The sequence below is a fragment of the Streptomyces bicolor genome (genome assembly GCF_000719285.1).
Classification (GTDB): domain Bacteria; phylum Actinomycetota; class Actinomycetes; order Streptomycetales; family Streptomycetaceae; genus Streptomyces; species Streptomyces bicolor.
On the sequence record NZ_JOFS01000017.1, the window covers coordinates 223,891 to 247,331 of the forward strand.

The 23,441-nt window shown below is 69.9% G+C and carries 21 protein-coding genes; 9 read left to right on the forward strand and 12 right to left on the reverse strand.

All coding sequences use genetic code 11. From position 1 onward, the window contains the following. The first annotated feature begins 153 nt into the window (after positions 1-153). Positions 154-1,518 (forward strand): DUF2637 domain-containing protein, encoded by a 1,365-nt coding sequence (locus tag IF78_RS0123245; RefSeq protein ID WP_031478139.1) that lies wholly within the window; start codon positions 154-156, stop codon positions 1,516-1,518. Between the two features lie 84 nt (positions 1,519-1,602). Here the strand turns inward: IF78_RS0123245 and lysS are convergent, their stop codons facing one another. Beyond that, positions 1,603-3,345 (reverse strand): lysine--tRNA ligase, encoded by a 1,743-nt coding sequence (gene lysS, locus IF78_RS0123250; RefSeq protein ID WP_031478141.1) that lies wholly within the window; start codon positions 3,343-3,345, stop codon positions 1,603-1,605. A 232-nt stretch (positions 3,346-3,577) separates the two neighbouring features. Between lysS and argS the strand changes: the two genes are divergently transcribed. Further along, the gene (gene argS, locus IF78_RS0123255) at positions 3,578-5,341 is read left to right on the forward strand and encodes an arginine--tRNA ligase (RefSeq protein ID WP_031478142.1); all 1,764 of its coding nucleotides are present in this window, start codon (positions 3,578-3,580) and stop codon (positions 5,339-5,341) included. Between the two features lie 89 nt (positions 5,342-5,430). Here argS and IF78_RS0123260 read toward each other — a convergent pair whose 3' ends face one another. Continuing rightward, complete coding sequence (locus tag IF78_RS0123260) at positions 5,431-5,874, reverse strand: peptidoglycan-binding domain-containing protein (RefSeq protein ID WP_031478144.1); 444 nt, start codon at positions 5,872-5,874, stop codon at positions 5,431-5,433. Between the two features lie 312 nt (positions 5,875-6,186). Between IF78_RS0123260 and IF78_RS0123265 the strand changes: the two genes are divergently transcribed. From IF78_RS0123265 to IF78_RS0123275, 3 genes are all read left to right on the forward strand, one after another. Further along, positions 6,187-6,981 (forward strand): peptidoglycan-binding protein, encoded by a 795-nt coding sequence (locus tag IF78_RS0123265; RefSeq protein ID WP_031478145.1) that lies wholly within the window; start codon positions 6,187-6,189, stop codon positions 6,979-6,981. Continuing rightward, a complete protein-coding gene (locus IF78_RS0123270; protein WP_031478146.1) occupies positions 6,978-7,886 on the forward strand; it encodes a helix-turn-helix domain-containing protein in 909 nt (302 codons plus the stop codon). Before IF78_RS0123265 ends, IF78_RS0123270 begins: the two co-directional genes overlap by 4 nt. A gap of 113 nt (positions 7,887-7,999) precedes the next feature. Beyond that, positions 8,000-8,830 (forward strand): DUF4253 domain-containing protein, encoded by an 831-nt coding sequence (locus IF78_RS0123275; protein WP_031478148.1) that lies wholly within the window; start codon positions 8,000-8,002, stop codon positions 8,828-8,830. A gap of 65 nt (positions 8,831-8,895) precedes the next feature. Here IF78_RS0123275 and IF78_RS0123280 read toward each other — a convergent pair whose 3' ends face one another. Further along, the gene (locus tag IF78_RS0123280) at positions 8,896-9,750 is read right to left on the reverse strand and encodes an arylamine N-acetyltransferase family protein (RefSeq protein WP_031478149.1); all 855 of its coding nucleotides are present in this window, start codon (positions 9,748-9,750) and stop codon (positions 8,896-8,898) included. Between the two features lie 86 nt (positions 9,751-9,836). Continuing rightward, on the reverse strand, positions 9,837-11,045 hold the full coding sequence (locus IF78_RS0123285) for an aminotransferase-like domain-containing protein (RefSeq protein ID WP_031478150.1): 1,209 nt from the start codon (positions 11,043-11,045) through the stop codon (positions 9,837-9,839). Between the two features lie 337 nt (positions 11,046-11,382). Between IF78_RS0123285 and IF78_RS0123290 the strand changes: the two genes are divergently transcribed. Further along, entirely contained in the window at positions 11,383-11,568 is a 186-nt protein-coding gene (locus tag IF78_RS0123290) for a hypothetical protein (protein ID WP_031478152.1), read from the forward strand. A gap of 37 nt (positions 11,569-11,605) precedes the next feature. Here IF78_RS0123290 and hemB read toward each other — a convergent pair whose 3' ends face one another. Further along, positions 11,606-12,607: a porphobilinogen synthase gene (gene hemB / locus IF78_RS0123295; protein ID WP_031478154.1), complete on the reverse strand. Its 1,002-nt coding sequence runs from the start codon at positions 12,605-12,607 to the stop codon at positions 11,606-11,608. Positions 12,608-12,800: 193 nt separating this feature from the next. On the opposite strand from hemB, the gene IF78_RS0123300 reads away from it, so the two are divergent. Both IF78_RS0123300 and IF78_RS0123305 read left to right on the forward strand, forming a co-directional pair. Then, positions 12,801-14,192, forward strand: a complete 1,392-nt coding sequence (locus IF78_RS0123300) for an FAD-binding oxidoreductase (protein WP_031478156.1) — start codon at positions 12,801-12,803, stop codon at positions 14,190-14,192. 146 nt (positions 14,193-14,338) lie between these two features. Then, a complete protein-coding gene (locus tag IF78_RS0123305) occupies positions 14,339-15,067 on the forward strand; it encodes a DUF3137 domain-containing protein (RefSeq protein ID WP_158751479.1) in 729 nt (242 codons plus the stop codon). Positions 15,068-15,145: 78 nt separating this feature from the next. Here IF78_RS0123305 and IF78_RS0123310 read toward each other — a convergent pair whose 3' ends face one another. From IF78_RS0123310 to IF78_RS48520, 3 genes are read right to left on the reverse strand one after another with little or no spacing between them, the layout of a single operon-like run. Continuing rightward, positions 15,146-15,640: a hypothetical protein gene (locus IF78_RS0123310; RefSeq protein ID WP_031478159.1), complete on the reverse strand. Its 495-nt coding sequence runs from the start codon at positions 15,638-15,640 to the stop codon at positions 15,146-15,148. Between the two features lie 40 nt (positions 15,641-15,680). Beyond that, positions 15,681-16,919, reverse strand: a complete 1,239-nt coding sequence (locus IF78_RS0123315; protein ID WP_031478160.1) for a putative T7SS-secreted protein — start codon at positions 16,917-16,919, stop codon at positions 15,681-15,683. A gap of 15 nt (positions 16,920-16,934) precedes the next feature. Then, entirely contained in the window at positions 16,935-17,240 is a 306-nt protein-coding gene (locus IF78_RS48520; protein WP_158751481.1) for a hypothetical protein, read from the reverse strand. Between the two features lie 413 nt (positions 17,241-17,653). Between IF78_RS48520 and IF78_RS0123320 the strand changes: the two genes are divergently transcribed. Beyond that, entirely contained in the window at positions 17,654-18,007 is a 354-nt protein-coding gene (locus IF78_RS0123320) for a DUF4333 domain-containing protein (protein WP_031478162.1), read from the forward strand. A 71-nt stretch (positions 18,008-18,078) separates the two neighbouring features. Here the strand turns inward: IF78_RS0123320 and IF78_RS0123325 are convergent, their stop codons facing one another. The 4 genes from IF78_RS0123325 to IF78_RS0123340 are packed head-to-tail and all read right to left on the reverse strand — an operon-like array spanning position 18,079 to position 23,259. Continuing rightward, complete coding sequence (locus tag IF78_RS0123325; protein ID WP_037641005.1) at positions 18,079-19,785, reverse strand: bifunctional uroporphyrinogen-III C-methyltransferase/uroporphyrinogen-III synthase; 1,707 nt, start codon at positions 19,783-19,785, stop codon at positions 18,079-18,081. Continuing rightward, on the reverse strand, positions 19,782-20,741 hold the full coding sequence (gene hemC / locus IF78_RS0123330) for a hydroxymethylbilane synthase (protein ID WP_031478165.1): 960 nt from the start codon (positions 20,739-20,741) through the stop codon (positions 19,782-19,784). The genes IF78_RS0123325 and hemC overlap by 4 nt, the downstream gene beginning before the upstream one ends. After that, positions 20,738-22,483, reverse strand: a complete 1,746-nt coding sequence (locus IF78_RS0123335) for a glutamyl-tRNA reductase (protein ID WP_031478166.1) — start codon at positions 22,481-22,483, stop codon at positions 20,738-20,740. Before IF78_RS0123335 ends, hemC begins: the two co-directional genes overlap by 4 nt. Then, positions 22,480-23,259 carry a redox-sensing transcriptional repressor Rex gene (locus tag IF78_RS0123340; RefSeq protein WP_031478168.1) on the reverse strand — a complete coding sequence of 260 codons (780 nt, stop codon included), beginning with the start codon at positions 23,257-23,259 and terminating at the stop codon, positions 22,480-22,482. The genes IF78_RS0123335 and IF78_RS0123340 overlap by 4 nt, the downstream gene beginning before the upstream one ends. Positions 23,260-23,441 lie beyond the last annotated feature (182 nt).

A 23,441-nucleotide genomic window follows, 5' to 3' on the forward strand; every position in this document is an offset into this window, starting at 1 on the left:
ACGCCCGCCTGTTGGATGAGCCCGGCCCCCGTCTGGGGCCGGGCTCGTGCCGTACCGGCAATCCGTACGCCGCACGGATGTGCCACCCTGTTGCGCGCAACCACACGCAATGGGAGGGGAGTACGAGTGGCCGGGCCACCGCAGCTGACTCGGATGCACCGCGTTCTCATCGGCGTGGTCGTGTTCGGCGCCGTGATCATCGCCGGCATCGGCTTCGCCGGTTCATATGCGGCTGTCCGCGAGCTGGCACTCAAGAAGGGCTTCGGGAACTTCAGTTATGTGTTCCCGATCGGCATCGACGCGGGCATCTGCGTCCTCCTCGCCCTGGATCTGCTCCTGACGTGGATCCGCATCCCGTTCCCCCTTCTCCGCCAGACGGCCTGGCTGCTGACGGCGGCGACGATCGCCTTCAACGGCGCGGCCGCCTGGCCGGATCCGCTGGGCGTCGGTATGCACGCCGTGATCCCGGTGCTGTTCGTGGTCGCGGTGGAGGCGGCCCGGCACGCGATCGGTCGCATAGCGGACATCACGGCCGACAAGCACATGGAGGGTGTCCGGCTGACCCGCTGGCTGCTCTCGCCGGTCCCGACGTTTCTCCTGTGGCGCCGGATGAAGCTGTGGGAGCTCCGTTCGTACGAGCAGGTCATCAAGCTGGAGCAGGAGCGCCTGGTGTATCAGGCCCGCCTGCGGTCTCGCTTCGGCCGCGCGTGGCGCAGGAAGGCGCCGGTGGAGTCATTGATGCCGCTGCGTCTGGCGCGGTACGGGGTTCCCTTGGCGGAGACGGCTCCGGCGGGGTTGGCGGCGGCGGGGATCGAGCCGGCGTTGCTGCCTCCGGCGCCGAAGCCGGCGCTGGATGCCGTGCCTGCGGCGGAGGTGGCCGAGTCGGTTCCGGAGGTGGCGGGGGGCGCGCGGGCCGCTGTGGCGGGGCCGGTTCCGGAGCAGGCGGCACCTGCCGAGGGGCAGCGGCCGGAGCTGGTCGGGGTCCCGGGTTCCGAGCAGCCGGAGTACGTGCAGGACTGGTTCAACACGCCCCGCCATGTCGAGTACCAGGGTGGCTATGACCCCTCGTTCAGCGAGCAGGACGAGCGGTGGTACCAGGAGCAGCTCCGGGCCGAGCAGTATCAGGAGCAGTACCAGGACGAGCGGTACCAGGCCGAGCGGTACCAGGCCGAGCGGTATAAGGCCGAGCAGTTCCAGGAGCGGTTCCAGGAGGAATTCCCCGTCCAGGAGCCGTCCCCGGAGGACACAGGCACCTTCCCGATACCGGTGGCGGGCAGCCGCACCCGTCAGCTCGGCGAGGGCGGCGGCCCTCCGGAGCCGCCTGACCCGACCGAGGAGGACTACTACCAGGTCTTCAAGAAGTCGATAGGCGGCACCGGCTATCCGACTCCGCGCGAGTTCAGCGAGAACGTCGAGGCGGAGTTCAGCATCACGCTCCTGCCGGACGAGGCCAAGCGCATGGTCAACCGGTTCACGAAGCTCTACAACACGGAGCTGGAAGAGAACCACATCGCCTGATGTGCAGACATCGCCTGATGTGCAGCAGAAAGGGGCCCTCTTCGGAGGGCCCCTTTCCCGTACCGCTTACTCGCCTTACTGCGCTTACTCGCCGAGCAGGCGCCGCACCCGCTCCTGCCCGACAGCCAGCAGCAGCGTGGGCAGCCGCGGCCCGGTGTCCCGCCCGACCAGCAGGTGGTACAGCAGGGCGAAGAACGTCCGCTGGGCGGTCTTGATCTCGGCGGGCAGCTCCTTGGGCGTGGCGTCCGCGGAGAACCCGGCTTGCACCTTGGGCACGCCGTACACGAGGTGGGTCAGTCCGTCCAGCGACCAGTGCTCGGCGAGGCCGTCGAGCAGCAGCCGCAGTGACTGCTGGGAGGCCTCGTCGAGGGACTTCAGCAGTTCGGCGTCGGGCTCGTCCCGCACGATGGTCCGCTGGTCGGCGGGCACGTGGGTGTTGATCCACGCCTCGGCCTTGTCGTACCGGGGGCGGGCCTCCTCCAGGGTGGCCAGCGGGTTCTCCGGGTCGAGCTCGGAGAGGATCCGCAGCGCCTGGTCCTGGTGTCCGGCGGTGATGTCGGCGACGGAGGCGAGTGTGCGGTACGGCAGCGGTCGCGCCGTACGCGGCAGCTCGCCTCCCGCCGTGCGCACGGCACGGGAGTGCGCGGCGACGTCGGCGGGCAGCGCCGACCCGTCCGCCACCTTCCCGTCCAGCTTGTCCCACTCGTCGTAGAGCCGCTGGATCTCCTGGTCGAAGGCGATCTTGAAGGACTGGTTGGGCCTGCGGCGGGCGTAGAGCCAGCGCAGGATCTGCGGCTCCATGATCTTCAGGGCGTCGGCCGGGGTGGGCACCCCGCCCCGCGAGGACGACATCTTCGCCATCCCGGAGATTCCCACGAAGGCGTACATGGGCCCGATGGGCTGCTTGCCGCCGAAGATCCCGACGATCTGTCCGCCGACCTGGAAGCTGGAGCCCGGAGACGAGTGGTCGACGCCGCTCGGCTCGAAGACGACACCCTCGTAGGCCCACCGCATGGGCCAGTCGACCTTCCAGACCAGCTTGCCGCGGTTGAACTCGTTGAGCCGGACGGTCTCCGCGAAGCCGCACTCGTTGCAGGTGTACGACAGCTCGGTGGTGTCGTCGACGTAGGAGGTGACGGTGGTGAGGTCCTTCTCGCAGTTGCCGCAGTAGGGCTTGTACGGGAAGTACCCGGCGGACCCGGAGCTGCCGTCGTCCTCGCCGGCCGCCCCCGACCCCTCGGCGGCCTCCAGTTCGGCCTCGTCGACGGGCTTCTGCGACTTCTTGGCGCCGGCCTTCGCCTTGGTGCGGTACTGGGCGAGGACGGCGTCGATGTCGCCGCGGTGCTTCATGGCGTGCAGGATCTGCTCGCGGTAGACACCGGAGGTGTACTGCGCGGTCTGGCTGATCCCGTCGAACTCGACGCCGAGCTCGGCGAGCGACTCGGTCATCGCCGCCTTGAAGTGCTCGGCCCAGTTCGGGTACGCCGATCCCGCGGGCGCCGGGACGGAGGTCAGCGGCTTGCCGATGTGCTGGGCCCACGACTCGTCGACCCCGGCGATTCCGGCCGGCACCTTGCGGTAGCGGTCGTAGTCGTCCCAGGAGATCAGGTGCCGGACCTGGTACCCGCGCCGCCGGATCTCGTCGGCGACGAGGTGCGGTGTCATGACCTCGCGCAGGTTGCCCAGGTGGATGGGTCCGGAGGGGGAGAGTCCCGACGCGACGACGACCGGTTTGCCCGGGGCCCGACGCTCCGACTCCTCGATGACCTCATCCGCGAAACGGGAGACCCAGTCGGTGGTCTCGGTGCTCTGAGCCACGATCGGCACGTCCTTCTTTCTCCGGGGCAGCCGTACGGTCAACGGCTGGCGCCCTCATTGTCCCAGCAAGGACGGCAACAACGAAAACGCCTTTGCGGCAGCGCCCCTCAAGGGGCGCGGGGAACTGCGCGACAAGCCCCCACCGTCCCGCACCCGGCGACGAGACGGAAAAACCCCTTTGCAGCCCCGTGGGATACTGACCGTGTCTATCTGATCCCCCGAGGAGAACGGCTCCCACCCCATGGCTTCGGTCACGTCGCTCACCGCTCAAGTCCACCAGCGCCTCGCGAACGCCCTCTCGGCCACCCTGCCGGAGACCGCGGACGCGGACCCGCTGCTGCGACGCAGCGACCGGGCCGACTACCAGGCCAACGGGATCCTGGCGCTCGCCAAGAAGGCCAAGGCCAACCCCCGGGAGCTGGCCACCCAGGTCGTCGAGAAGATCACCGCCCCGGACCTGTTCAAGGACGTCGAAGTCTCCGGCCCCGGCTTCCTCAACATCACCGTCACCGACAAGGCGATCACCGAGACGCTCGCGGCGCGCGCGGCGGACGGCGACCGTCTCGGCGTCCCCCTCAAGGACAACCCCGGCATCACCATCGTCGACTACGCCCAGCCCAACGTGGCCAAGGAGATGCACGTCGGCCACCTGAGGTCCGCGGTGATCGGCGACGCCCTCCGCGGCATGCTCGACTTCACCGGCGAGAAGACGATCGGCCGGCACCACATCGGCGACTGGGGTACCCAGTTCGGCATGCTCATCCAGTACCTGTTCGAGCACCCCGGCGAGCTGGCCCCCCCGGAGGACGTCGACGGCGAGCAGGCCATGTCGAACCTCAACCGGGTGTACAAGGCGTCGCGTGCCCTCTTCGACTCGGACGAGGAGTTCAAGGAGCGGGCCCGCAAGCGGGTCGTCGCCCTGCAGTCCGGTGACAAGGAGACGCTCGAGCTGTGGCAGCAGTTCGTGGACGAGTCGAAGGTCTACTTCTACTCCGTCTTCGAGAAGCTCGACATGGAGATCCGTGACGAGGAGATCGTCGGCGAGTCCGCGTACAACGAGGGCATGCCCGAGACCGCCCGCCTCCTGGAGGAGATGGGCGTCGCGGTGCGCTCCGAGGGCGCGCTCGTGGTGTTCTTCGACGAGATCCGCGGCAAGGACGACCAGCCGGTCCCGCTGATCGTGCAGAAGGCCGACGGCGGCTTCGGCTACGCGGCCTCCGACCTGACCGCGATCCGCAACCGTGTCTTCGACCTGCACGCGACGACGCTGCTGTACGTCGTGGACGTACGTCAGTCGCTCCACTTCAAGATGGTCTTCGAGACGGCCCGCCGGGCGGGCTGGCTGAGCGAGCACGTCACCGCGCACAACATGGGCTACGGCACGGTGCTGGGTGCGGACGGCAAGCCGTTCAAGACGCGTGAGGGCGAGACCGTACGGCTGGAGGACCTGCTGGACGAGGCGGTCGAGCGGGCGACGGCGGTCGTACGGGAGAAGGCCGAGAAGGTGGGCCTGACCGAGGAGGAGATCGTCGAGAACGGGCGGTACGTCGGGATCGGCGCCGTGAAGTACGCGGACCTGTCGACGTCGCCGAACCGTGACTACAAGTTCGACCTGGACCAGATGGTGTCGCTGAACGGCGACACGTCGGTCTACCTGCAGTACGCGTACGCCCGTATCAAGTCGATCCTGCGCAAGGCGGAGGGAGCTGCCCCGGTCGCGCACCCGGAGCTCGAACTCGCCCCGGCGGAGCGGGCCCTGGGCCTCCACCTGGACGCGTTCGGCGACACGGTCTTCGATGCGGCCGCGGAGTACGCACCGCACAAGCTGGCCGCGTACCTGTACCAGCTGGCCTCGCACCTGACGACGCTCTACGACCAGTGCCCGGTCCTCAAGGCCGACACCTCGGAGCAGACGGAGAACCGCCTGTTCCTGGTCGACCTGACCGCCCGCACCCTCCACCAGGGCATGGCCCTGCTGGGCATCCGGACGCCCGAGCGGCTCTGAGCGCCTGAGGGAACGCGTGCGGCCCGTCCTCTCCCCCGCAGGGAGGACGGGCCGCGGTGCGTTGTGGCTCGCGTGGGGCCGGGGCCTGCCTAGATGCCGTTGGCGAACCGCTTGAAGGCGGCCTTGGTGCCGGAGCCGGCCTTGCCGTCGATCGGGCCGGTGTAACCCCAGCTGTTCTTCAGCAGGCGCTGCAGGGCCTTGATGGTGTTGGGGCCGACCTTGCCGTCGATCGCGCCGGTGTAGCCCCAGTTCTGCTTGAGGCAGCGCTGGAACGCCTTCCAGCTGTTTTCGCCGAGCAGCCCGTCGATCACGCCCGTGTAGCCCCAGTACTGCTTCAGCCAGCGCTGGACCTTCTTGGCCTCGGCATTGGTCAGTCCGAGGTTGTTCACCGCGAGGACGGAGACCTCGGAGCTCACGGCCGGCTTCGCGTCCTGCGCGGCGAAGCTGGTGCCCGCGGTGGCGAGGCTTCCGGCGGCGAGGCCGACGACGGCGCTGACGCTGACGAGGGTCCTGGTCCAGACATTCGGTCGCATGTGTTGCCCTCTCACTCTGAGTCGGGTGGCGGCCTGTGCCGCCTGGCTGGTGGTACGAGAGTGCGGGGCCGGCGGCGAGGGTTGCCACAAGTGCGGCGGAAGTGACGTCATCGTGGGACGTCCTGCCCGCTGACCTGCGCGGACGCCACACGTCGAGACGGCGCGGCGGGATGGGCGATGTCCGATTTCGTACCTCTGCGGGAACCGTCCTCCGGTGCGGGCCGTGGAAGCTGCGGCAGAATGCGGCGGGGGGCGCGGGGGACGCTGACCACGGACCGTGCGCCCGGACCGTGAACGCGAGTGGGGGAGAACATGTCGCGTTGGGCAGCGCTGCCCGCGGAACTGGATCCGCGCGTACGGCAGTTGGTGGTACGGCTGCGCCGGCTGAAGGATCACAGCGGGCTGAGCCTGCGGCAGTTGGCGGCGAGGACGGGGTACAGCCCGAAGTCGTGGGAACGGTATCTGGGCGGCAGGTCTCTGCCACCCCGGGAGGCCGTCGAGGCGCTGGCCCGGATCGGGGGCGAGGATCCGACCCGGCTGCTGGCGTTGCACGAGGTCGCCGCGGAGGCGTGGGCGAGGGGACGCGAGGTGGTGACCGCGGCGGACGCGGACGCCTCCGTACCGGAACCGACGGAGACAGTGCCGGAGCCCCTGCCCGCCGGGGTCAACGGGGCGCGGTCGCCCGGGGGTTCGCTGCTCGTCGCGGTCGTGGCGGGGGCTGTGGCGCTGGTGCTGGCCGTCTCCGCGGCGGTATTTCTCGTCGTACGGCTGGTCGGCGGCGAGGGAGAGGGAGCTGCAGCTCCTGTCGCCACGTCCGCCACGCCCACCGGGTCGCCCCCCGCATACACCTGTCGGATCGAGCGGATCGATGGTCGCTGGTACGCGGGCAACAGCCGTACCGAGGACGCCGTTCTGGCGTCCGGCCATGCCGGGCCGGCGGTGGCCGAGGCGCAGTGTCTGCTGCGTCGGGCGGGCGTCTCGCCGGGCGGCATCGACGGGATCTTCGGTCCGTTGACGGAACGGGCGGTCCGGAAACTGCAGAAGCGGTCCGGGCTGGTCGTGGACGGCGTCGTCGGGCCGCACACCTGGAAGGACCTACGGCGATGACGGCACCGTCTCCGGAGCGGGCCCGACTGAGCAGTTGCCTACGGGAGTTGAGGGGCCGTACCGGTCTGAGCCTGGCCGCCCTCGCGGCGAAGACCGCGTTCAGCAAGTCCTCCTGGGACCGCTACCTCAACGGCAGGACGCTGCCCCCGCGGGACGCGGTGCAGGAGTTGTGCCGCCTCGCCGGCGAGCCGGAGGGCCGGTGTCTGGCCCTGTGGGAGATCGCGGAGGCGGAGGGGAGCGGGCGGGGTGGACGGCCGGTGGGTGCGGTGGGTGCGGTGGGGTCGGGGGTGCAGGACTCGTCCCCGCCTCCAGCCGCGGCCCCGTTTCCGCCTCCGTCTCCGTCTCCGCAGGAGGTCACACCTGCAGTCGGCGCTGTCGGAGGCACCGCTGACGCCGTGCACCGAAGCGCCATGGCCATGGCTGTCCTCGCGTCGGTGTGTGCCGCGGCTGTCGGGGGCTTTGCGGCGTTGGCGTTCCTGCTGCCGCACGGGGACGGCGACCCCCGGTCGTCTCTGCCCCCGTCCCCGGCGGTGACGGGGCCGCGCTGTCTGGGAGCGGGTTGTGAGGGCGAGAACCCGAAGGGCATGCAGTGCGACGTCGCGCCGACGACCGTCGCCACGCACCGCACGGCCACCGGAGCCTGGATGGAGCTGCGCTACAGCGAGGAGTGCGGGACGAGTTGGGCGCGGATGTGGGGGACGCGCGTCGGGGACCGGATCGAGATGACGGCGGGCGGTGGTGAGGGTCCCGTGCGCAGTGCGGAGGTCCACGACGCCGTCGACGCGGACAACTACGTCTACACACCCATGACCGCGGCTCCCCCCGGCACCGTCGCCCGGGCCTGCTTCCGTCCGGCGGCGGGCGGCGAGCCGGAGTGCTTCGACGGCCGGGTGAACCCGGCGTAGCCGTGGATCACCGGGTGGCCGGACGCGCACCACACCACCTTGCCGGGGCCCCGCCGTCCCACCCCCGGATCCTCGAAGCCCCGTTGTCAGTGGCACCCCCTACAGTCACCGACATGGCGACACTTCCGAACCCCCTGCCGAAGCTGGCCACCGACCCCACGGGCGGCGTCCTCGGCCTCCAGCTCCCGCCCGGCAGACTCCTGGACGCGACCGTGGAGGGGCCGTGGCACGAGCCGCTGCTGTGGCTCGCGGACGAGGAGGCGGCACCCGGCGCGTGGGCCGCGCTGGCACCGGCCCGGCGGTCGGCCGGCCTGCTGTCGGTCGTCATCGACGCGGGCGGCCGCCATGGTGGCCCGGAGCTCTGGGAGTTGGCGCCCGAGGCGATGTCGTACCCGGGAGATCACGACGCCGAGGAGGTACTGGCGGATCTCTGGGACGAGTACGCGGCGGGCGAGACGGAAGAGGAATGGCCCGGCCTGGCCGACGCCCCCGCCCCCGTGCCCACCTCCGTCTCCACCTCCGCCCCCGTCTCCGCCGACGACCCGGACGCGGTCGCCACGGACATCGCGGACTCGCTCGCCGAGAGCGGCGGCCTGCTGGAGGAACCCCGCCTCGCCCTCGTCCCGGCCCGCCGCAGCGCCGACATCCCGGCGGCGATCGGCTGGACGGGCCCGGTGAACCACGAGAGTGACGTGGCCCGTCTCTGCGCGGTGCTCCGCTCCTGGGAGGACCGGTTCGGCATACGGGTCGTGGCGCTCGGCTTCGACCAACTCCTCGTCTCCGTGGCCTTCCCGCCGACCATCCTGGCCGAGGCGGAGGCCGTCGCCGCCGAGCACTTCGCGTTCTGCCCGGACAACATCCTCCAGAGCGGCGACCCAACGGTTGGCGCGTATGCCGAGAAGCGGCTCCTCAACCAGCCGGCCTGGCACTTCTGGTGGGACTGACCGAAGACTGATCGAAGACTGACCGAAGACCGACCACCGCCCGAGCGCCGACCGACCGAGCCGCCTCACTCCGGCAGCAACAGCATTCCCTCCGGTACGTCGATCCCGAACTCCTCGTCCAGCAACCGCCGCACCCGAGCCTCGTCCGTCATCTCCCGCTCGACGACGGCCCCGTCCGCACGCGTCTGTGTGAGGAGCCGGCCGTTGAGGAGGAGGTGGCGTTCGGCGGTGACGCTCTGGACGTAGACGCGCTGGGTGAAGGGCGAGCGCGGATTGGTGCCGATGTGCCAGTTGATGACCTCGAAGTCGGGCTTCTCGAACGGCTCCAGAGTGAACGCGTACTGGTCCGTCCAGTCGTCCTTCACCCGGTCGTGGGCCTGGAGGAGCCACAGCTCCAGCGGCCCGTCGTGCGGCGCGTGGGCGAGCCGGTGCCGGCGTTCCGCGTCCCGGAACTCGACACCGGCCGTCAGCGGCACCGGCTCCAGCAGCGCACCGATCGCACCGAAGCCGACGTCCGCGAGATACGGCTGGGGGTCGCCCGGTGCCTCGACGAGGAGGGCCATGTGAGTGCGCGGGCGGCTCTCGATGCGGTCCGCTCCGACCACGACACGCGCCGCGAGCCGGGTCACCTGGAAGCCCAGCGCCTCCAGCGCGCACGCGAACAGGGTGTTGTGCTCGTAGCAGTAGCCGCCGCGCCGGCTGTGCACCAGCTTGGCCATCAGGTCGGCCGGTTCGAGGGAGGGAGCCGTACGCCGCAGGGCGTCCAGGTTCTCGAAGGGGATGCCCCGCATATGCGCCAGGTGCACGCCCCGCAGCGTCGCCACGTCGGCCCGCCGCTCCCCCTCCCAACCGATCCGCCGGAAGTACGCATCGACATCGAACCGCGAGGTGTCGGAATCGGACCGCAAGGTGTCGGACATGCCTTTCACCTTAGGAACGCGGCCCGGGCCCCGTCTGCCCTCCAGGGCCCGACCCGCCCTGGATCATTGGCCCTCGATCATCGGTCCTAGGACCGCAGCCCCTCCCCCAGCCTCCTCAGCCCCTCCCCGATCTCCTCCGGCGTCTGCGTGACGAAGCACAGCCGCATCGTCGACCGATCGGGCTCACCGGCGTAGAACGGCGCCCCGGGGACGTAGGCGACATCGTGCCGCACCACCTTCGGGAGCAGGGCCGTCGTGTCGTACGGCTCCGGCAGACGGGCCCAGAGGAACATCCCGCCCGTCGGCCGGTCCCAGGTGGAGCCCTCCGGCAGCGCCTGCGCCAGCCCGGCCAGCATGGCGTCGCGGCGTTCACGGTAGACGTCCCTGACGCGGGCCACATGGGCGTCGAGGCCGGTGAGGTAGCGGGCGGCGGCGAGCTGGTTGAGGGTCGGGGTGTGCAGGTCGGCGGCCTGCTTGGCGACCACGCAGGCGCGCCGCAGGGCGGCCGGCGCGCGCAGCCAGCCCAGCCGCAGCCCGGGCGCCATCACCTTGGAGAAGGAACCGAGCAGCACCGTGCGGTCCTCCGCCCCCGGGTAGGAGGAGATCCAGGGCACGCGCTCACCCTCGTACCGGAGTTCGCCGTACGGGTCGTCCTCGACGATCCACACCCCGCCCCGCGCGGCGACCTCCGCGACGGCCGCCCTGCGCTCGGCGGGCAGGGTTCTGCCGGTCGGGTTCTGGAAGGTCGGCACGGTGTAGAAGAGCTTGGGCCGCTCCCGCACCACCAGTTCCTCCAGCGCCCGGGCGTCCACCCCGTCGGCGTCCCCCGGAACGGCCACGACCCGCGCTCCCGCAAGCCCGAAGGCCTGAAGTGCCGCCAGATAACAGGGGTCTTCGACGAGAACCGTGTCCCCGGGATCCAGCAGCGCGGTGGCGAGGAGCGACAGGCCCTGCTGGGAGCCGGTGGTGACGAGCAGGTCGTCGGCGTCCGTCGCGAGCCCTCGCGCCGACATGCGCGCGGCGAGACCGGTGCGCAGGCTGGGCTCGCCCTCAGTCGTGGAGTACTGCAGCGCCCGTGCCGGCGTCTCGGCGAGTACGTCACGGAAGGCGGCCGCGATGCCCTCCCGGTCGAACAGCTCGGGCGCCGGCAGCCCGCCCGCGAAGTTGATGACCTCGGGTCGGGCGGTGACGGCGAGGATGTCGCGCACGGGCGAGCCACCCACCGACGCGGCCCGCGCCGCGAGTGACGGCACGTCGGCTCGGGCGGGGTGGGGCGCGGACTCGGTCAAACTCATGACAGCGCTCATGACACGGCTCCTTCGGCTACGACGACGAGTGGGACGGCTCGTGCCGGGCAGCCTAGAGAACTACATGCCGTCTACAAGCAGCTTTCCGGGATACGGACCGACAGGGACCCGCTACGCACTCCAGGGGCTCCCCGGGAACACCCGCCCCAGGGTTTGCGGTCGCCCGGCGTCCCACGCCAAGCCGCCGGGACGGTCCATCCCCGCAGGTCAACGACGGTCCCACCACTCCAGCGTCCCGAATTCCCGCGCGAGGGTGGCGGCCAGGAGGGATGATCACGCAGGCTGAGGACCGATCCCAGCCCCCACCCGAGGAGAGGGCCACTCCATGTCCGCGTCCGCACCCCCCGCCCGCCGCCCCCGCGCCCGGCTCCTCGCCGCCACGCTGGCGGCGATCGCCGCGTTCACGCTCACCGCGTGCGAGGACGGCCAGGGCCTGCGCGACGAGGGGCCATCGACCCCGACCACCCCGACGGCCACGACCACGACGCCACCGGCGTCCGACAGGCCATGACCGGCCCCCGTACGCTCGGCCGTACGCCGTTTCCGCGTCAGGAACGGCTGCCCAGCTTCTGCGCCGCCTCCGTCGCCCAGTAGGTGAGGATGTTGCGCGCACCCGCCCGCTTGATGCCGGTCAGCGCCTCGAGGATCGCCCGGTCCCGGTCGATCCAGCCCTTCTCGGCGGCCGCCTCGATCATCGAGTACTCGCCGGAGATCTGGTAGGCGGCGACCGGCACGTCCACCGCGTCGGCGACCCGGGCCAGGATGTCGAGGTAGGGCCCGGCCGGCTTGACCATCACCATGTCGGCCCCCTCCTCCAGGTCGAGGGCCAGCTCCCGCAGCGATTCCCGCACGTTCGCCGGGTCCTGCTGATAGGTCTTCCGGTCCCCCTTGAGCGAGGAGGCGACGGCCTCCCGGAAGGGCCCGTAGAAGGCGGAGGCGTACTTGGCGGTGTAGGCGAGGATGGCGACATCCTCCCGCCCGATCTGATCGAGCGCGTCACGGACGACGCCGATCTGCCCGTCCATCATCCCGCTGGGCCCGACCACATGGGCCCCGGCGTCGGCCTGCACCTGAGCCATCTCGGCGTAGCGCTCCAAGGTCGCGTCGTTGTCGACGCGCCCCTGCGAGTCCAGCACGCCGCAGTGCCCGTGATCGGTGGTCTCGTCGAGACAGAGGTCGGACATGACGAGAAGCTCGTCCCCCACCTCGGCCCGGACATCCCGGATGGCGACCTGCAGGATCCCGTCCGGATCGGTCCCGGGCGTACCCAGGGCGTCCTTCTTCCCCTCCTCGGGCACCCCGAAGAGCATGATCCCGGAGACACCGGCCTCAACGGCCTCGGCAGCGGCCTTCTTCAGGCTGTCCCGGGTGTGCTGAACGACCCCCGGCATGGCGGCGATCGGCACCGGCTCGCTGACACCCTCGCGCACGAAGGCCGGGAGGATGAAGTCGGCGGGGTGCAGCCTGGTCTCGGCGACCATACGCCGCATGGCGGGAGTGGTCCGCAGACGCCGCGGCCGCGTGCCCGGGAAGGATCCGTACGTCGTCATGCCACCTACGCTACGCCCGCCCCGGCAGCACCTTTGCCGACGGTACGTCGGCACGGACGTACCGTCCCAAGCGGCCCGCATGCACCCTCCCAGCCACCGGGTCCATCCTGAGAAAGAGCCCCAGGACCCCGACGGCCCCGCCCCTCGGTGAAGACCGCCGCCGTCCCTCCGTACCCGCACAGCGGAGGACGCGATGACCGCCACCCACCACCACAACACCCCCGACCTGTTCGCCCTCTCCGAGATCCACGGACCGGTCCTGCGCCCCGGCGACGACGGCTACGCCGAGGAGGTCACCGGCTTCAACCTGGCCGCGTTGCACACACCGGACGTGGTCGTGGGTGCGACGGGCGTCGATGACATCGTGACGGCGCTGCGCTGGGCGTCGGCCACCGGCACGCCGGTCGCGGTCCAGGCGACGGGCCACGGCGCGAACTTCCCCATCGACCACGGCCTGCTGATCAACACGGCCCGCATGACGGACGTACACGTCGACCCCCAGGAGCGCCTCGCGACGGTCGCGGCCGGAGCGAAGTGGCGCCACGTCTCGGACGCGACCGCACCGCACGGCCTCGCCGCGCTCTGCGGCACGGCCTCGGACTCGGGCGCGGTCGGCTACACGCTCGGCGGCGGGCTCCCCGTCCTGGGCCGGGCCTACGGCTACGCGACCGACCTGGTCCGCTCCTTCCAGGTCGCCACGCCCGACGGCACGCTCCACGAGTGCGACCCCGAAGACGAGCCGGAGCTGTTCGGGGCACTGCGCGGCGGCAAGGGCAACGTGGGCGTGGTCACCTCCATGACCTGCGAACTGATCCCCCTGGCCACGCTTCTGGGCGGCGGCGTCTACTACCCCGGCGAGCACGCCGAACCCGTGCTGCGCACCTGGATCGACTGGACACGAACACTTCCGGACGAGATGTGCAGCGCCTTCGCCCTCCTCCGCCTGCCGCCCATCCCGGAGATCCCCGAACCGCTGCGCGGCGGCTTCTGGGCCCGCGTCGTGATCGCCTGGCCCGGAGACCCGGCCGAGGGTGAACGCCTGCTGGCCCCGATCCGCGCGGCCGCGCCGGTGGCGGTCGACACGGTGGAGGAGATGCCGTACGCCGCCCTGGACCGCATCCACATCGAACCGCAGGACCCGCTCCCCGCCCGCGAGTCGTGCACCCTGATGCGCGATCTCCCGCCCGACGCCGTCCGAACGTTCCTGTCCCAGGCGGGCCCCGAGGTCCCCGACTACCCCCTGCTCATAGTGGAGTTCCGCCACATGGGCGGCGCCCTCGCCCGCCCCGCCCGCGAGGAGGACGCGATCTGCGCCCGGGACGCGAACTACCTGCTGGAAGCGGTGGGCGTCCTGGCCGCGCCACCTATGGCCGCGGCCATAGAAGAGGCCACAACAGCCCTCCACGCAGCGATGGCCCCCTACGGCACAGGCCTCACGATGATCAACATCCACGGCACCCCCGGCGACGATTCCGACCGCGCCCGAGCCTGGACCCCGGAGGTCTACGACCGCCTGCGCAAGGACAAGGCGGCTTACGACCCCACCAACCTGCTTCGCTTCGGCCATACCGTCACGCCGGTGTAGGCGCCACGCCAAAATGCAGCCACAGCACGACCGATAACACACAGCCCTCACATCGCCCTCACTTAAACGCCGAAGAAACGGGATGGATCGTTTCCCCGGCGGCCCGTGTGCGCGCTGCGTTCCGGCATCCCCCATACTCATGCACCATGGATGACGTGCTGGAAGTACTCGTGCCGACCATCATGTTCCTGGTGATTGCCACTGGTTTCGTCGTCGTTATCTACGGCATCAGACGTGTGAACAAAAGGGACGTGCGGAGCGAGCAAGATCAGGCGGGGCTTGTCCAGCTCGCCCAGGAACGCGGCTGGAACTACACCGCAGAGATCCCCGGCGGGGCAGAGCGATACGTGGGAGCACCGCCCTTCCGCGCAAAGGGCCATTACCTCTGGGACTACGTCACCGGTGAATTCCGGGGGCACACTGTCAGCTGCTTCGAGTACCGCCCGCGCGATTTCGACGCCGCCGACGCCGGGACGAACGACCATCGGTATTTCGTCGCGCTCACGGTCACGCTGCCGGCACCCACGCCCGGCGTGATCATCGATAGGCCGAATATGCTGGAGCGGGCGGACAACCGCCTCAACAACGCGTTCGGTCTCGGCGACAACGAGGTGAAGCTGGGGAATCCAGAATTCGACGAGGACTTTCGCGTCATCACCGACGACGAGCCGTTCGCACGAACCGTGATGACCGATGACCTGGTGCGGTTCCTCCTTTCCGACCCGCGCGTCAAGGACGGACCTCTTCGATTCCACGGGAACGAGCTGATCACGTGGTTCGAGGGACGGCTGCGGCCGGACGGTATCGATCCGAAGCTGAACTACCTGTGCGACGTCCTCGACCTGGTACCGGCGCAGACGTGGCGCTCAGCCTGAGTGGAACTGCTCATGGGTGAGCCCCTCGCGGATCTGATTCGCGAGGGGCTCACCCATGAGCGCCGAGGTGCAGGAGAGCTACGCCGCGGCAGGGTCCGCAGGGCGAATTGACCGGACGAACTCCTTGAAGTCCTCCTGGACGGCATCCAGCTGGGACAACTTGGAGGTCAACGTGAACTCCAGCACCGCACGTTTGGCGGGATCGTGCACATCCTGCATGGTCACGTACACCTGGCTCTGCACCAGTTCCACGGGCAACCCGCGCAGCCTGCCCGACAGACGGAGGGTCTGGGTGAGTACGGGCGCCTCCGGTGTTCCCACCTGATGCCGCTTGGCGACGCGCACCGTTGTCCCCTGACTCAATCGTTGGACCGACTCATCGGCGAGGGTGACCAGGTCAGCCAGGTCATTCCGCATCTTGCCGGCAATGGTGATATTCGCGGTGAACCCGTCCCGAGACTCGGGGTGGAGCGCGACGAAAGCGACCTCTGGGGCGCCCATCTCATCGGGGGACGCCGGCTGCCAACCCTCCGGCAATGAAAACTCGATCTTCACCGGCAGCGTGGTCGCCATGGTGGATCATCTCCTTCAGTGTGCGGAATTCGAAGTAGCGTCAGCCGAAGGGGTTCCACTCTTTCACCGTGTCTCCGACATCATCAAGGCCAACGAAATCGGCTGCGTCACCGATCGAATCGACGACCTTACCCGGGTCGATCTCGACCTGCCCGCCCACGCTGGCGCCGACCCCAACTGTGGCACCCAGCTCTCCACCGATGACGAACTTCCCGTCCTTCATGCCGGCATCAAAGGTGGCTTTGCCGCCGAGTCCGTAACTTACCTCGGCCTTGCCACCGATCCCGACACCGGCAATATCGCCATGGCCCTCCACGCCGGCCTTGCCACCCACAAATCCCTCGATGCCGGCATGCACACCGTCCTTTCCCACGGACGCCTTGGCTGAGGCTTCGGCGCCAACAGATGCCGAGGCCTTTCCACTGGCGGCAAAGGGGCCGTTCTCGATACTGCCCTCCGCGGAGGCTGCTACCAGGTTGGCGGAAGCGCCGACTCCGGCCTGCAACCTACCGTCGGCAATGGACGCCCCTGCGGTGGCCTGCGCCGAGAGCACCTGGACGCCGGCCTTTCCTGCGGCCTTCCCGCCCGCCCACTCCGTCTCACCTTCGGCCTCGGCCTTCCAGGCCTCCGCTTCGGCGGTCCTCTCCCAGAGTTTGGTCTCGTGACCCGCCTTGGGCTTGGCCTGGGGATCCTCGGCGGACTGGCCGTTGGCCGTGCCCCAGGTGCGGTGCTCTGCCCCCCTGAGGTCCTTGGCCTGACCTTCGTAGAAGGTCTTGCCGTAGCTGAACTTCCCCGACTCCTTCTGGTTCTCGGCGGTTTTCGCCGCCCTCGCCAGCCAGTCCGGCGCCTTGTCGGAGTCGCCGGACAGCTCCTTGAGCTTCTCCGCCGCCTTGTCGCCTTCGTCCCGCAGATACTGGCGGGCATTGTTCAAGGTCAACTCGGCGTGGCTTTTGTCGCCCCCGTCCCACAGCGCGATGGCCTCTCGGGCCTGCCGCTGCGCCTCGCTCAGCGCTGAGGCGTATGTACTGATCGTCGAGGCGGCCTCTGACATCTGGTCGGACGCGTAAAGCCAGTTCTTCTTCTCGCCGGCGAGTTTCTCGGAGAATCCGTCGCTGGCCGGCCCGGTCCAGCCGGAAATACGTACGCCACCCAGTCCGTCACCGACATCCTCGAAGTTGCCGGAATACTTCCTGAGTGACTGCACAATACTGTCCAGGTTCCCCGCGTCACCGGGGATCAGCTCCTTGGGGTCTTTCGTCTCGCCCAGATCGGCAGCCATGCCCGTCCCCCGTTCTTACCGTCCCGCGTGAGACGGACTCACCAGCCGCTCTGCCTCGGCATCCGATCGCTCATAGCTGTCCGCCGTCCTCTTGAGTTCGTCAGCCAAGCCGGTCGAACGTTCCCCAAGGACCCCGATGGCCACGTCCCACGTGTCGCAGAATTTTTCAAACTTCCCGGACACGATCAGATTGCCAAATTCTTCCACACTGCGATTCAGTGCGCCGAAATCGGCGTCCTTGGCCGGATTCAGACATTTTTGAATATCTGAAGCGCCACCCCTGAGCTCTTCCGGATCGGCTCGAAAGCCATCCATGCTCATATTCGATTCACCGCCCCCGTGAACGCATGCCAAAGACAGGCAGGTCAGCACTGCCGTCGGCCACGAAACATATCACTGACCTGCACCGTCAGGATGCACGGGGAGCTCCGATACCCACGCCCACAAAACCGCCCGGAAAATTCCCCAAGTCACACAGGTCCGCCGTCCGATAAACCGTTTCACCACCGCAGAGAAGAACAAGCGGAGGCGCCGACTACCCCCGCGGCACCGCCGATACAACGATCGAGCCACGAGAGTGGGGAAAGGGTGAAGATATGGCGGATCTCTCTACCGCCGAATCGCGTGCCAAGAACGCAGGCCCGAGGGCCGACCAAGGCAGTCTCATGAGCCAGTCGGACCCGCCCAGTATGCTCCGTGTATTTGTGCCTCGCTCATCCGAAATGGAGTCCCCCATGGCCGTGCCCCGGCTGTCCGCAGCAACTTCGATCCTCTCGGCCGTAGCCGTTGGCGCGTTACTCACAGGCTGTTCCGCGTCGGTGAAGGTCGAAAAGCCCGAGCTGAAAATGTCTGCGGAAAAGCTGGCTGACCTGGTCGCCGAAAAGCTGGCCGCTACTGCGAACCAGCCCAAGCCGGACGTCACATGCCCCGAGGCCGTCCCCGCGAAGGTAGGCACGACCACCCGGTGCAAGCTGACTGCGGGTGACGGCAGCACCTTGGGCGTCACAGCGACCGTGAGCTCGGTCGAGGGCACCAAGATGAACTTCGACATCCAGGCCGACGAGACCCCGACCCCGGCGCCGAACTGACCACCCATCACAGCCAGAAAACAAAGTGAGGGCGAGGCCGAACCGGCCCCGCCCTCACCTGTGACAGCCCATCAGGTCGTCGTACGCCTCCGCCGAGCCCCCGGCCGACGCTCGCTAGGCCGCGTCACCGGATCACCCGCATCCAGCGCCGCCGCCCGCCGCGCCGCCCCGAAGTCGGCCAGCGCCTCGGCCAGTTTGTGCACGGACGGCTCGGGAGCCATCACATCCACCCGAAGCCCGTGCTCCTCGGCCGTCTTCGCGGTGGCAGGCCCGATACAGGCGATCACCGTCACGTTGTGCGGCTTCCCGGCGATGCCCACCAGGTTCCGCACGGTCGACGACGAGGTGAAGAGAACGGCGTCGAAGCCACCCCCCTTGATCGCCTCCCGGGTCTCCGCCGGCGGCGGCGACGCCCGCACGGTCCGATAGGCCGTGACGTCATCGACCTCCCAGCCCAGCTCGATGAGCCCCGCCACCAGCGTCTCCGTGGCGATGTCGGCCCGAGGCAGGAACACCCGGTCAATGGGGTCGAACACCGGGTCGTACGGCGGCCAGTCCTCCAGCAGCCCCGCTGCCGACTGCTCCCCGCTGGGCACGAGATCCGGCTTGACGCCGAACGCGATCAGCGCCTTCGCCGTCTGCTCCCCCACCGCAGCGACCTTGATCCCCGCGAACGCCCGGGCATCGAGCCCGTACTCCTCGAACTTCTCCCGCACGGCCTTGACCGCGTTCACCGACGTGAAGGCGATCCACTCGTACCGCCCGGTCACCAGCCCCTTGACCGCCCGCTCCATCTGCTGAGGCGTCCGCGGCGGCTCGACGGCGATCGTCGGCACCTCGTGCGGCACGGCCCCGTAAGACCGCAGCTGGTCGGAGAGCGAAGCCGCCTGCTCCTTCGTACGCGGCACGAGCACCCGCCACCCGAAGAGCGGCTTGGACTCGAACCACGACAACTGGTCGCGCTGGGCGGCGGCGGAACGCTCACCGACCACGGCTATCACCGGCCGCCCGCCCTCGGGCGAAGGCAGCACCTTGGCCTGCTTCAGCATCTGCGCGATGGTCCCGAGCGTCGCGGTCCAGGTCCGCTGCCGAGTGGTCGTACCCGCGACCGTCACCGTCATCGGCGTATCGGGCTTGCGCCCCGCCGAGACCAGCTCACCGGCGGCCGCGCCGACGGAGTCCAGCGTCGTCGACACGACGACCGTGCCGTCCGACGCCCCGACCTCGGTCCAGCACCGGTCGGACGCCGTCCGCGCGTCCACGAACCGCACGTCCGCGCCCTGCGCGTCCCGCAGCGGCACACCGGCGTACGCGGGCACGCCCACGGCCGCTGCGACACCGGGCACGACCTCGAACGGCACGCCCGCCGCGGCGCACGCCAGCATCTCCTCGGCGGCGTACGCGTCGAGCCCGGGATCCCCGGACACCGCACGCACGACCCGCCTGCCGCCCCGCGCGGCCTCCATGACAAGATGTGCGGCATCCCGCACCGCGGGTAGCCCAGCGGTTGTTGACGCGCCGTCAACAACCGCGAGCTGAGGCGTGCCTGTGCCCGGAGCGGTGTCCGACGAAGGACCCGTGTCCGTGTGCACTTCAGCGACGCCTTGTCTGGCGTGCTCGCGTACGACGTCGAGCACCTCGTGCTCGGCGACGAGTACGTCGGCGTTCGCCAGCGCCTCCACGGCGCGCAGAGTCAGCAACCCCGGATCCCCGGGTCCGGCACCGAGGAAGGTGACGTGCCCGTGTTCAAGGCCGGCGGGAAGATTGGTGGGGCTCAATGTGCTCGCTCCCCCATCAGACCGGCCGCGCCCTGGGCAAGCATCTCGGTGGCGAGTTCGCGACCGAGCGCCAGCGCTTGGTCGTGCGTCTCGGGCACGGGACCGGTGGTGGACAGCTGCACCATGCGGGTGCCGTCGGTCGTGCCGACGACGCCGCGCAGGCGCATTTCCTTGACAATCTGCCCGTCGGCCAGCAGGTCGGCCAGCGCGCCCACAGGGGCGGAGCAGCCGGCCTCCAGGGCGGCGAGCAGTGATCGCTCGGCGGTGACGGCGACCCGCGTGAACGGGTCGTCGAGCTCGCCGAGCGCGGCGATGAGGTCCGCGTTGTCCGCGGTGCACTCGATCGCCAGTGCCCCCTGGCCGGGGGCGGGCAAAACCGTGTCGACCGACAGGAAGTCGGTCACCTCGTCGATGCGGCCGATCCGGTTCAGTCCAGCCGCAGCCAGAACAACCGCATCAAGCTCACCATCGCGCACATACCCGATCCGCGTGTCCACGTTCCCGCGGATCGCGACGGTCTCGATGTCGAGCCCGTGCGCGCGGGCGTACGCGTTCAGCTGCGCCATCCGGCGCGGCGAACCCGTACCGATGCGTGCCCCGCGCGGCAGGTCGGTGAACTTCAGGGCGTCCCGCGCGACGATCACATCGCGCGGATCCTCCCGCACCGGAACGGCCGCCAGGACCAGTTCCTCGGGCTGCGCGGTCGGCAGGTCCTTCAGGGAGTGCACCGCGAAGTCGACCTCGCCTCGCAGCAGCGCGTCCCTCAGGGCGGTGACGAACACACCCGTGCCGCCGATCTGCGCGAGGGCCTCGCGCGAGACATCGCCGTACGTGGTGATCTCGACCAGCTCGACGGGCCGTCCGGTCACCCGGCGCACGGCGTCCGCGACCTGCCCGGACTGCGCCATGGCGAGCTTGCTGCGCCTGGTGCCGAGCCGTAGTGGCTGCTGAGTCATCTTGGGCCTCGGTCCTTCTCGGTGCTGTCCTCGGCCCGGGAGACGGAGGCCACCGTCTCCTGGTCGAGGTCGAACAGGGTGCGCAGCGCGTCCGCGTACCCGGCGCCGCCGGGCTCGGCCGCGAGCTGCTTGACCCGCACGGTCGGCGCATGCAGCAGCTTGTCGACGACGCGCCGCACGGTCTGCGAGATCTCGCTGCGGTGCTTGTCGTCGAGGCCCGGCAGCCGGCCCTCGAGGCGGGCGATCTCGCTCGCCACGACATCGGCGGCCATCGTGCGCAGCGCGACGACGGTGGGCGTGATGTGCGCGGCCCGCTGCGCCGCCCCGAAGGCCGCGACCTCGTCGGAGACGATACGGCGGACCTGGTCGACGTCGGCCGCCATGGGAGCGTCGGCGGAAGCTTCCGCCAGCGACTCGATGTCCACGAGGCGCACCCCGGCCAGCCGGTGCACGGCCGCGTCGATGTCGCGCGGCATGGCGAGGTCGAGCAGCGACAGCACCGGCACGGGGCGGGGCACCTCGGCGACCGGCTCCGGCTTGCGGCGCTCGGGGATACGGCCGACGGTGGCCACGGTCGCGGCGAGCGCGGTGATCAGCTCGGCGTCGGCCTCGGGGCTGCGCCGGGTGGCCTCACGCCGGTCGACGGCACTGCCGGCCGCCCAGGCCGCGTGCTGCTCCAGCGTGGCCGCGTCCATACCGGCGACGGCGGCCTCCCCGAGCACAGAGAAACCTCCCTGCACGGCGGTCAGTTCCAGCGGGAAGTTCTCGTCGGTGCCGACGCCGGTGGGCGGCAGCGGGGTCTGCCGTACGTCGGCGGAGTCCGCGTTCGTCCTGGGCGCGGGCGCCTTGTCGGCCGTACGACCACTGCCGCCCGCCTCCTCGAAGGCGACCGGCTGACCGGTACGGCCCTCGACCGCCGCGGCGATCTCCTCGGCGGTGAGGACGAGCCCGGTCGCGCCGGTGCAGGAGACGGCGACATCGGCACGTGTCAGCTCGACCGGCACCGACTCCATCGGTACCGCGCGGGCGGGCACGTCCGTGCCGTCGGTCTCGGCGAGGATCTGGGCGAGGCGCTCGGCGCGGTCCAAGGTGCGGTTGGCGATGACGATCTCGGCGACACCGGCACGCGCGAGCGTGGCGGCGGCCAGGGAGGACATCGAGCCGGCGCCGATGACGAGGGCCTTCTTGCCGTGCGCCCACGCCGTGACGTCGGCCCCCACGGCCAGTTGCTCGAGGCCGAAGGTGACCAGCGACTGCCCGGCGCGGTCGATGCCGGTCTCGGAGTGCGCGCGCTTGCCGACCCGCAGGGCCTGCTGGAACAGGTCGTTGAGCAGCCGACCGGCGCTGTGCAGCTCCTGCGCCTTGGCGAGGGAGTCCTTGATCTGCCCGAGGATCTGTCCCTCGCCGACGACCATGGAGTCGAGCCCGCAGGCCACCGAGAACAGGTGGTGGACGGCGCGGTCCTCGTAGTGGACGTACAGGTAGGGCGTGAGCTCGTCGAGCCCCACCCCGCTGTGCTGGGCGAGCAGCGTGGACAGCTCGGCGACACCGGCGTGGAACTTGTCCACGTCGGCGTACAGCTCGATGCGGTTGCAGGTGGCCAGCACGGCGGCCTCGGTGGCCGGCTCGGCGGCGACCGTGTCCTGCAGCAGCTTGATCTGGGCGTCCGCGCTCAGTGCGGCCCGCTCCAGGACGCTGACCGGGGCGCTGCGGTGGCTCAGCCCCACGACGAGGAGACTCATGCCGGCATCACGGCGGGTACGTCCCCGTCGGGCCCCTGGTCGGCGGATTCGGCGGAGTCGCCGGACTCCTCGCGGGTGACGGCGGCCGGTCCGGTGCCGTCGGGGTGGGCTTCCTCGCCGGCCTTGCGCTGCTCGTGGAAGGCGAGGATCTGCAGCTCGATGGAGAGGTCGACCTTGCGCACGTCGACGCCCTCGGGGACGGACAGCACGGTCGGCGCGAAGTTCAGGATGGAGGTGACCCCGGCGGCCACGAGCCGGTCGCAGACCGGCTGGGCGGCACCGGCGGGAGTGGCGATGACACCGATGGACACGCCGTTGTCCTGGATGATCTTCTCCAGGTCGTCGGAGTGCTGCACGGGAATCCCGGCGACGGGCTTGCCGGCCATGGCCGGATCGGCGTCGATGAGTGCGGCCACCCGGAAGCCACGGGAGGCGAAGCCGCCGTAGTTGGCGAGCGCGGCGCCGAGGTTACCGATGCCGACGATCACAACCGGCCAGTCCTGGGTCAGGCCGAGTTCGCGGGAGATCTGGTAGACGAGATACTCGACGTCGTAGCCGACACCGCGCGTTCCGTACGACCCGAGGTACGAGAAGTCCTTGCGCAGCTTGGCGGAGTTGACCCCCGCCGCGGCCGCGAGCTCCTCGGAGGAGACCGTGGGTACCGAGCGCTCCGACAGTGCGGTCAGCGCGCGGAGGTACAGCGGAAGCCTGGCGACGGTGGCCTCGGGAATCCCTCGGCTACGGGTCGCCGGTCGGTGTGTTCGGCCAGTTGCCACGGTGCTCCTGCGGGTAGAGCGGGGCTGCAGGCGGTCACACGTACCTAGACCGCCCCGTCGAATGCAGGCTATGTCTTTGTGAACGCGTGCACAAAGATGGTGTCCGATTTGCCCGCCCAACGTGACCGGGCTCACGCACTCCCGGCGCACAGGTATGGAACCGGCGTATACGCACCACCGTT

Coding starts and splice junctions, on each gene's coding strand:
- IF78_RS0123275 (WP_031478148.1), top strand. CDS start 8,000: ATGGCGACACTTCCGAACCCCCTGCCGAAGCTGGCCACCGACCCCACG.
- IF78_RS0123270 (WP_031478146.1), top strand. CDS start 6,978: ATGACGGCACCGTCTCCGGAGCGGGCCCGACTGAGCAGTTGCCTACGG.
- IF78_RS0123335 (WP_031478166.1), bottom strand. CDS start 22,483: ATGAGTCTCCTCGTCGTGGGGCTGAGCCACCGCAGCGCCCCGGTCAGC.
- IF78_RS0123320 (WP_031478162.1), top strand. CDS start 17,654: ATGGCCGTGCCCCGGCTGTCCGCAGCAACTTCGATCCTCTCGGCCGTA.
- argS (WP_031478142.1), top strand. CDS start 3,578: ATGGCTTCGGTCACGTCGCTCACCGCTCAAGTCCACCAGCGCCTCGCG.
- hemC (WP_031478165.1), bottom strand. CDS start 20,741: ATGACTCAGCAGCCACTACGGCTCGGCACCAGGCGCAGCAAGCTCGCC.
- IF78_RS0123280 (WP_031478149.1), bottom strand. CDS start 9,750: ATGTCCGACACCTTGCGGTCCGATTCCGACACCTCGCGGTTCGATGTC.
- IF78_RS0123285 (WP_031478150.1), bottom strand. CDS start 11,045: ATGAGTTTGACCGAGTCCGCGCCCCACCCCGCCCGAGCCGACGTGCCG.
- hemB (WP_031478154.1), bottom strand. CDS start 12,607: ATGACGACGTACGGATCCTTCCCGGGCACGCGGCCGCGGCGTCTGCGG.
- IF78_RS0123265 (WP_031478145.1), top strand. CDS start 6,187: ATGTCGCGTTGGGCAGCGCTGCCCGCGGAACTGGATCCGCGCGTACGG.
- IF78_RS0123260 (WP_031478144.1), bottom strand. CDS start 5,874: ATGCGACCGAATGTCTGGACCAGGACCCTCGTCAGCGTCAGCGCCGTC.
- IF78_RS0123305 (WP_158751479.1), top strand. CDS start 14,339: ATGGATGACGTGCTGGAAGTACTCGTGCCGACCATCATGTTCCTGGTG.
- IF78_RS48520 (WP_158751481.1), bottom strand. CDS start 17,240: ATGAGCATGGATGGCTTTCGAGCCGATCCGGAAGAGCTCAGGGGTGGC.
- IF78_RS0123290 (WP_031478152.1), top strand. CDS start 11,383: ATGTCCGCGTCCGCACCCCCCGCCCGCCGCCCCCGCGCCCGGCTCCTC.
- IF78_RS0123300 (WP_031478156.1), top strand. CDS start 12,801: ATGACCGCCACCCACCACCACAACACCCCCGACCTGTTCGCCCTCTCC.
- IF78_RS0123315 (WP_031478160.1), bottom strand. CDS start 16,919: ATGGCTGCCGATCTGGGCGAGACGAAAGACCCCAAGGAGCTGATCCCC.
- IF78_RS0123245 (WP_031478139.1), top strand. CDS start 154: ATGCACCGCGTTCTCATCGGCGTGGTCGTGTTCGGCGCCGTGATCATC.
- IF78_RS0123310 (WP_031478159.1), bottom strand. CDS start 15,640: ATGGCGACCACGCTGCCGGTGAAGATCGAGTTTTCATTGCCGGAGGGT.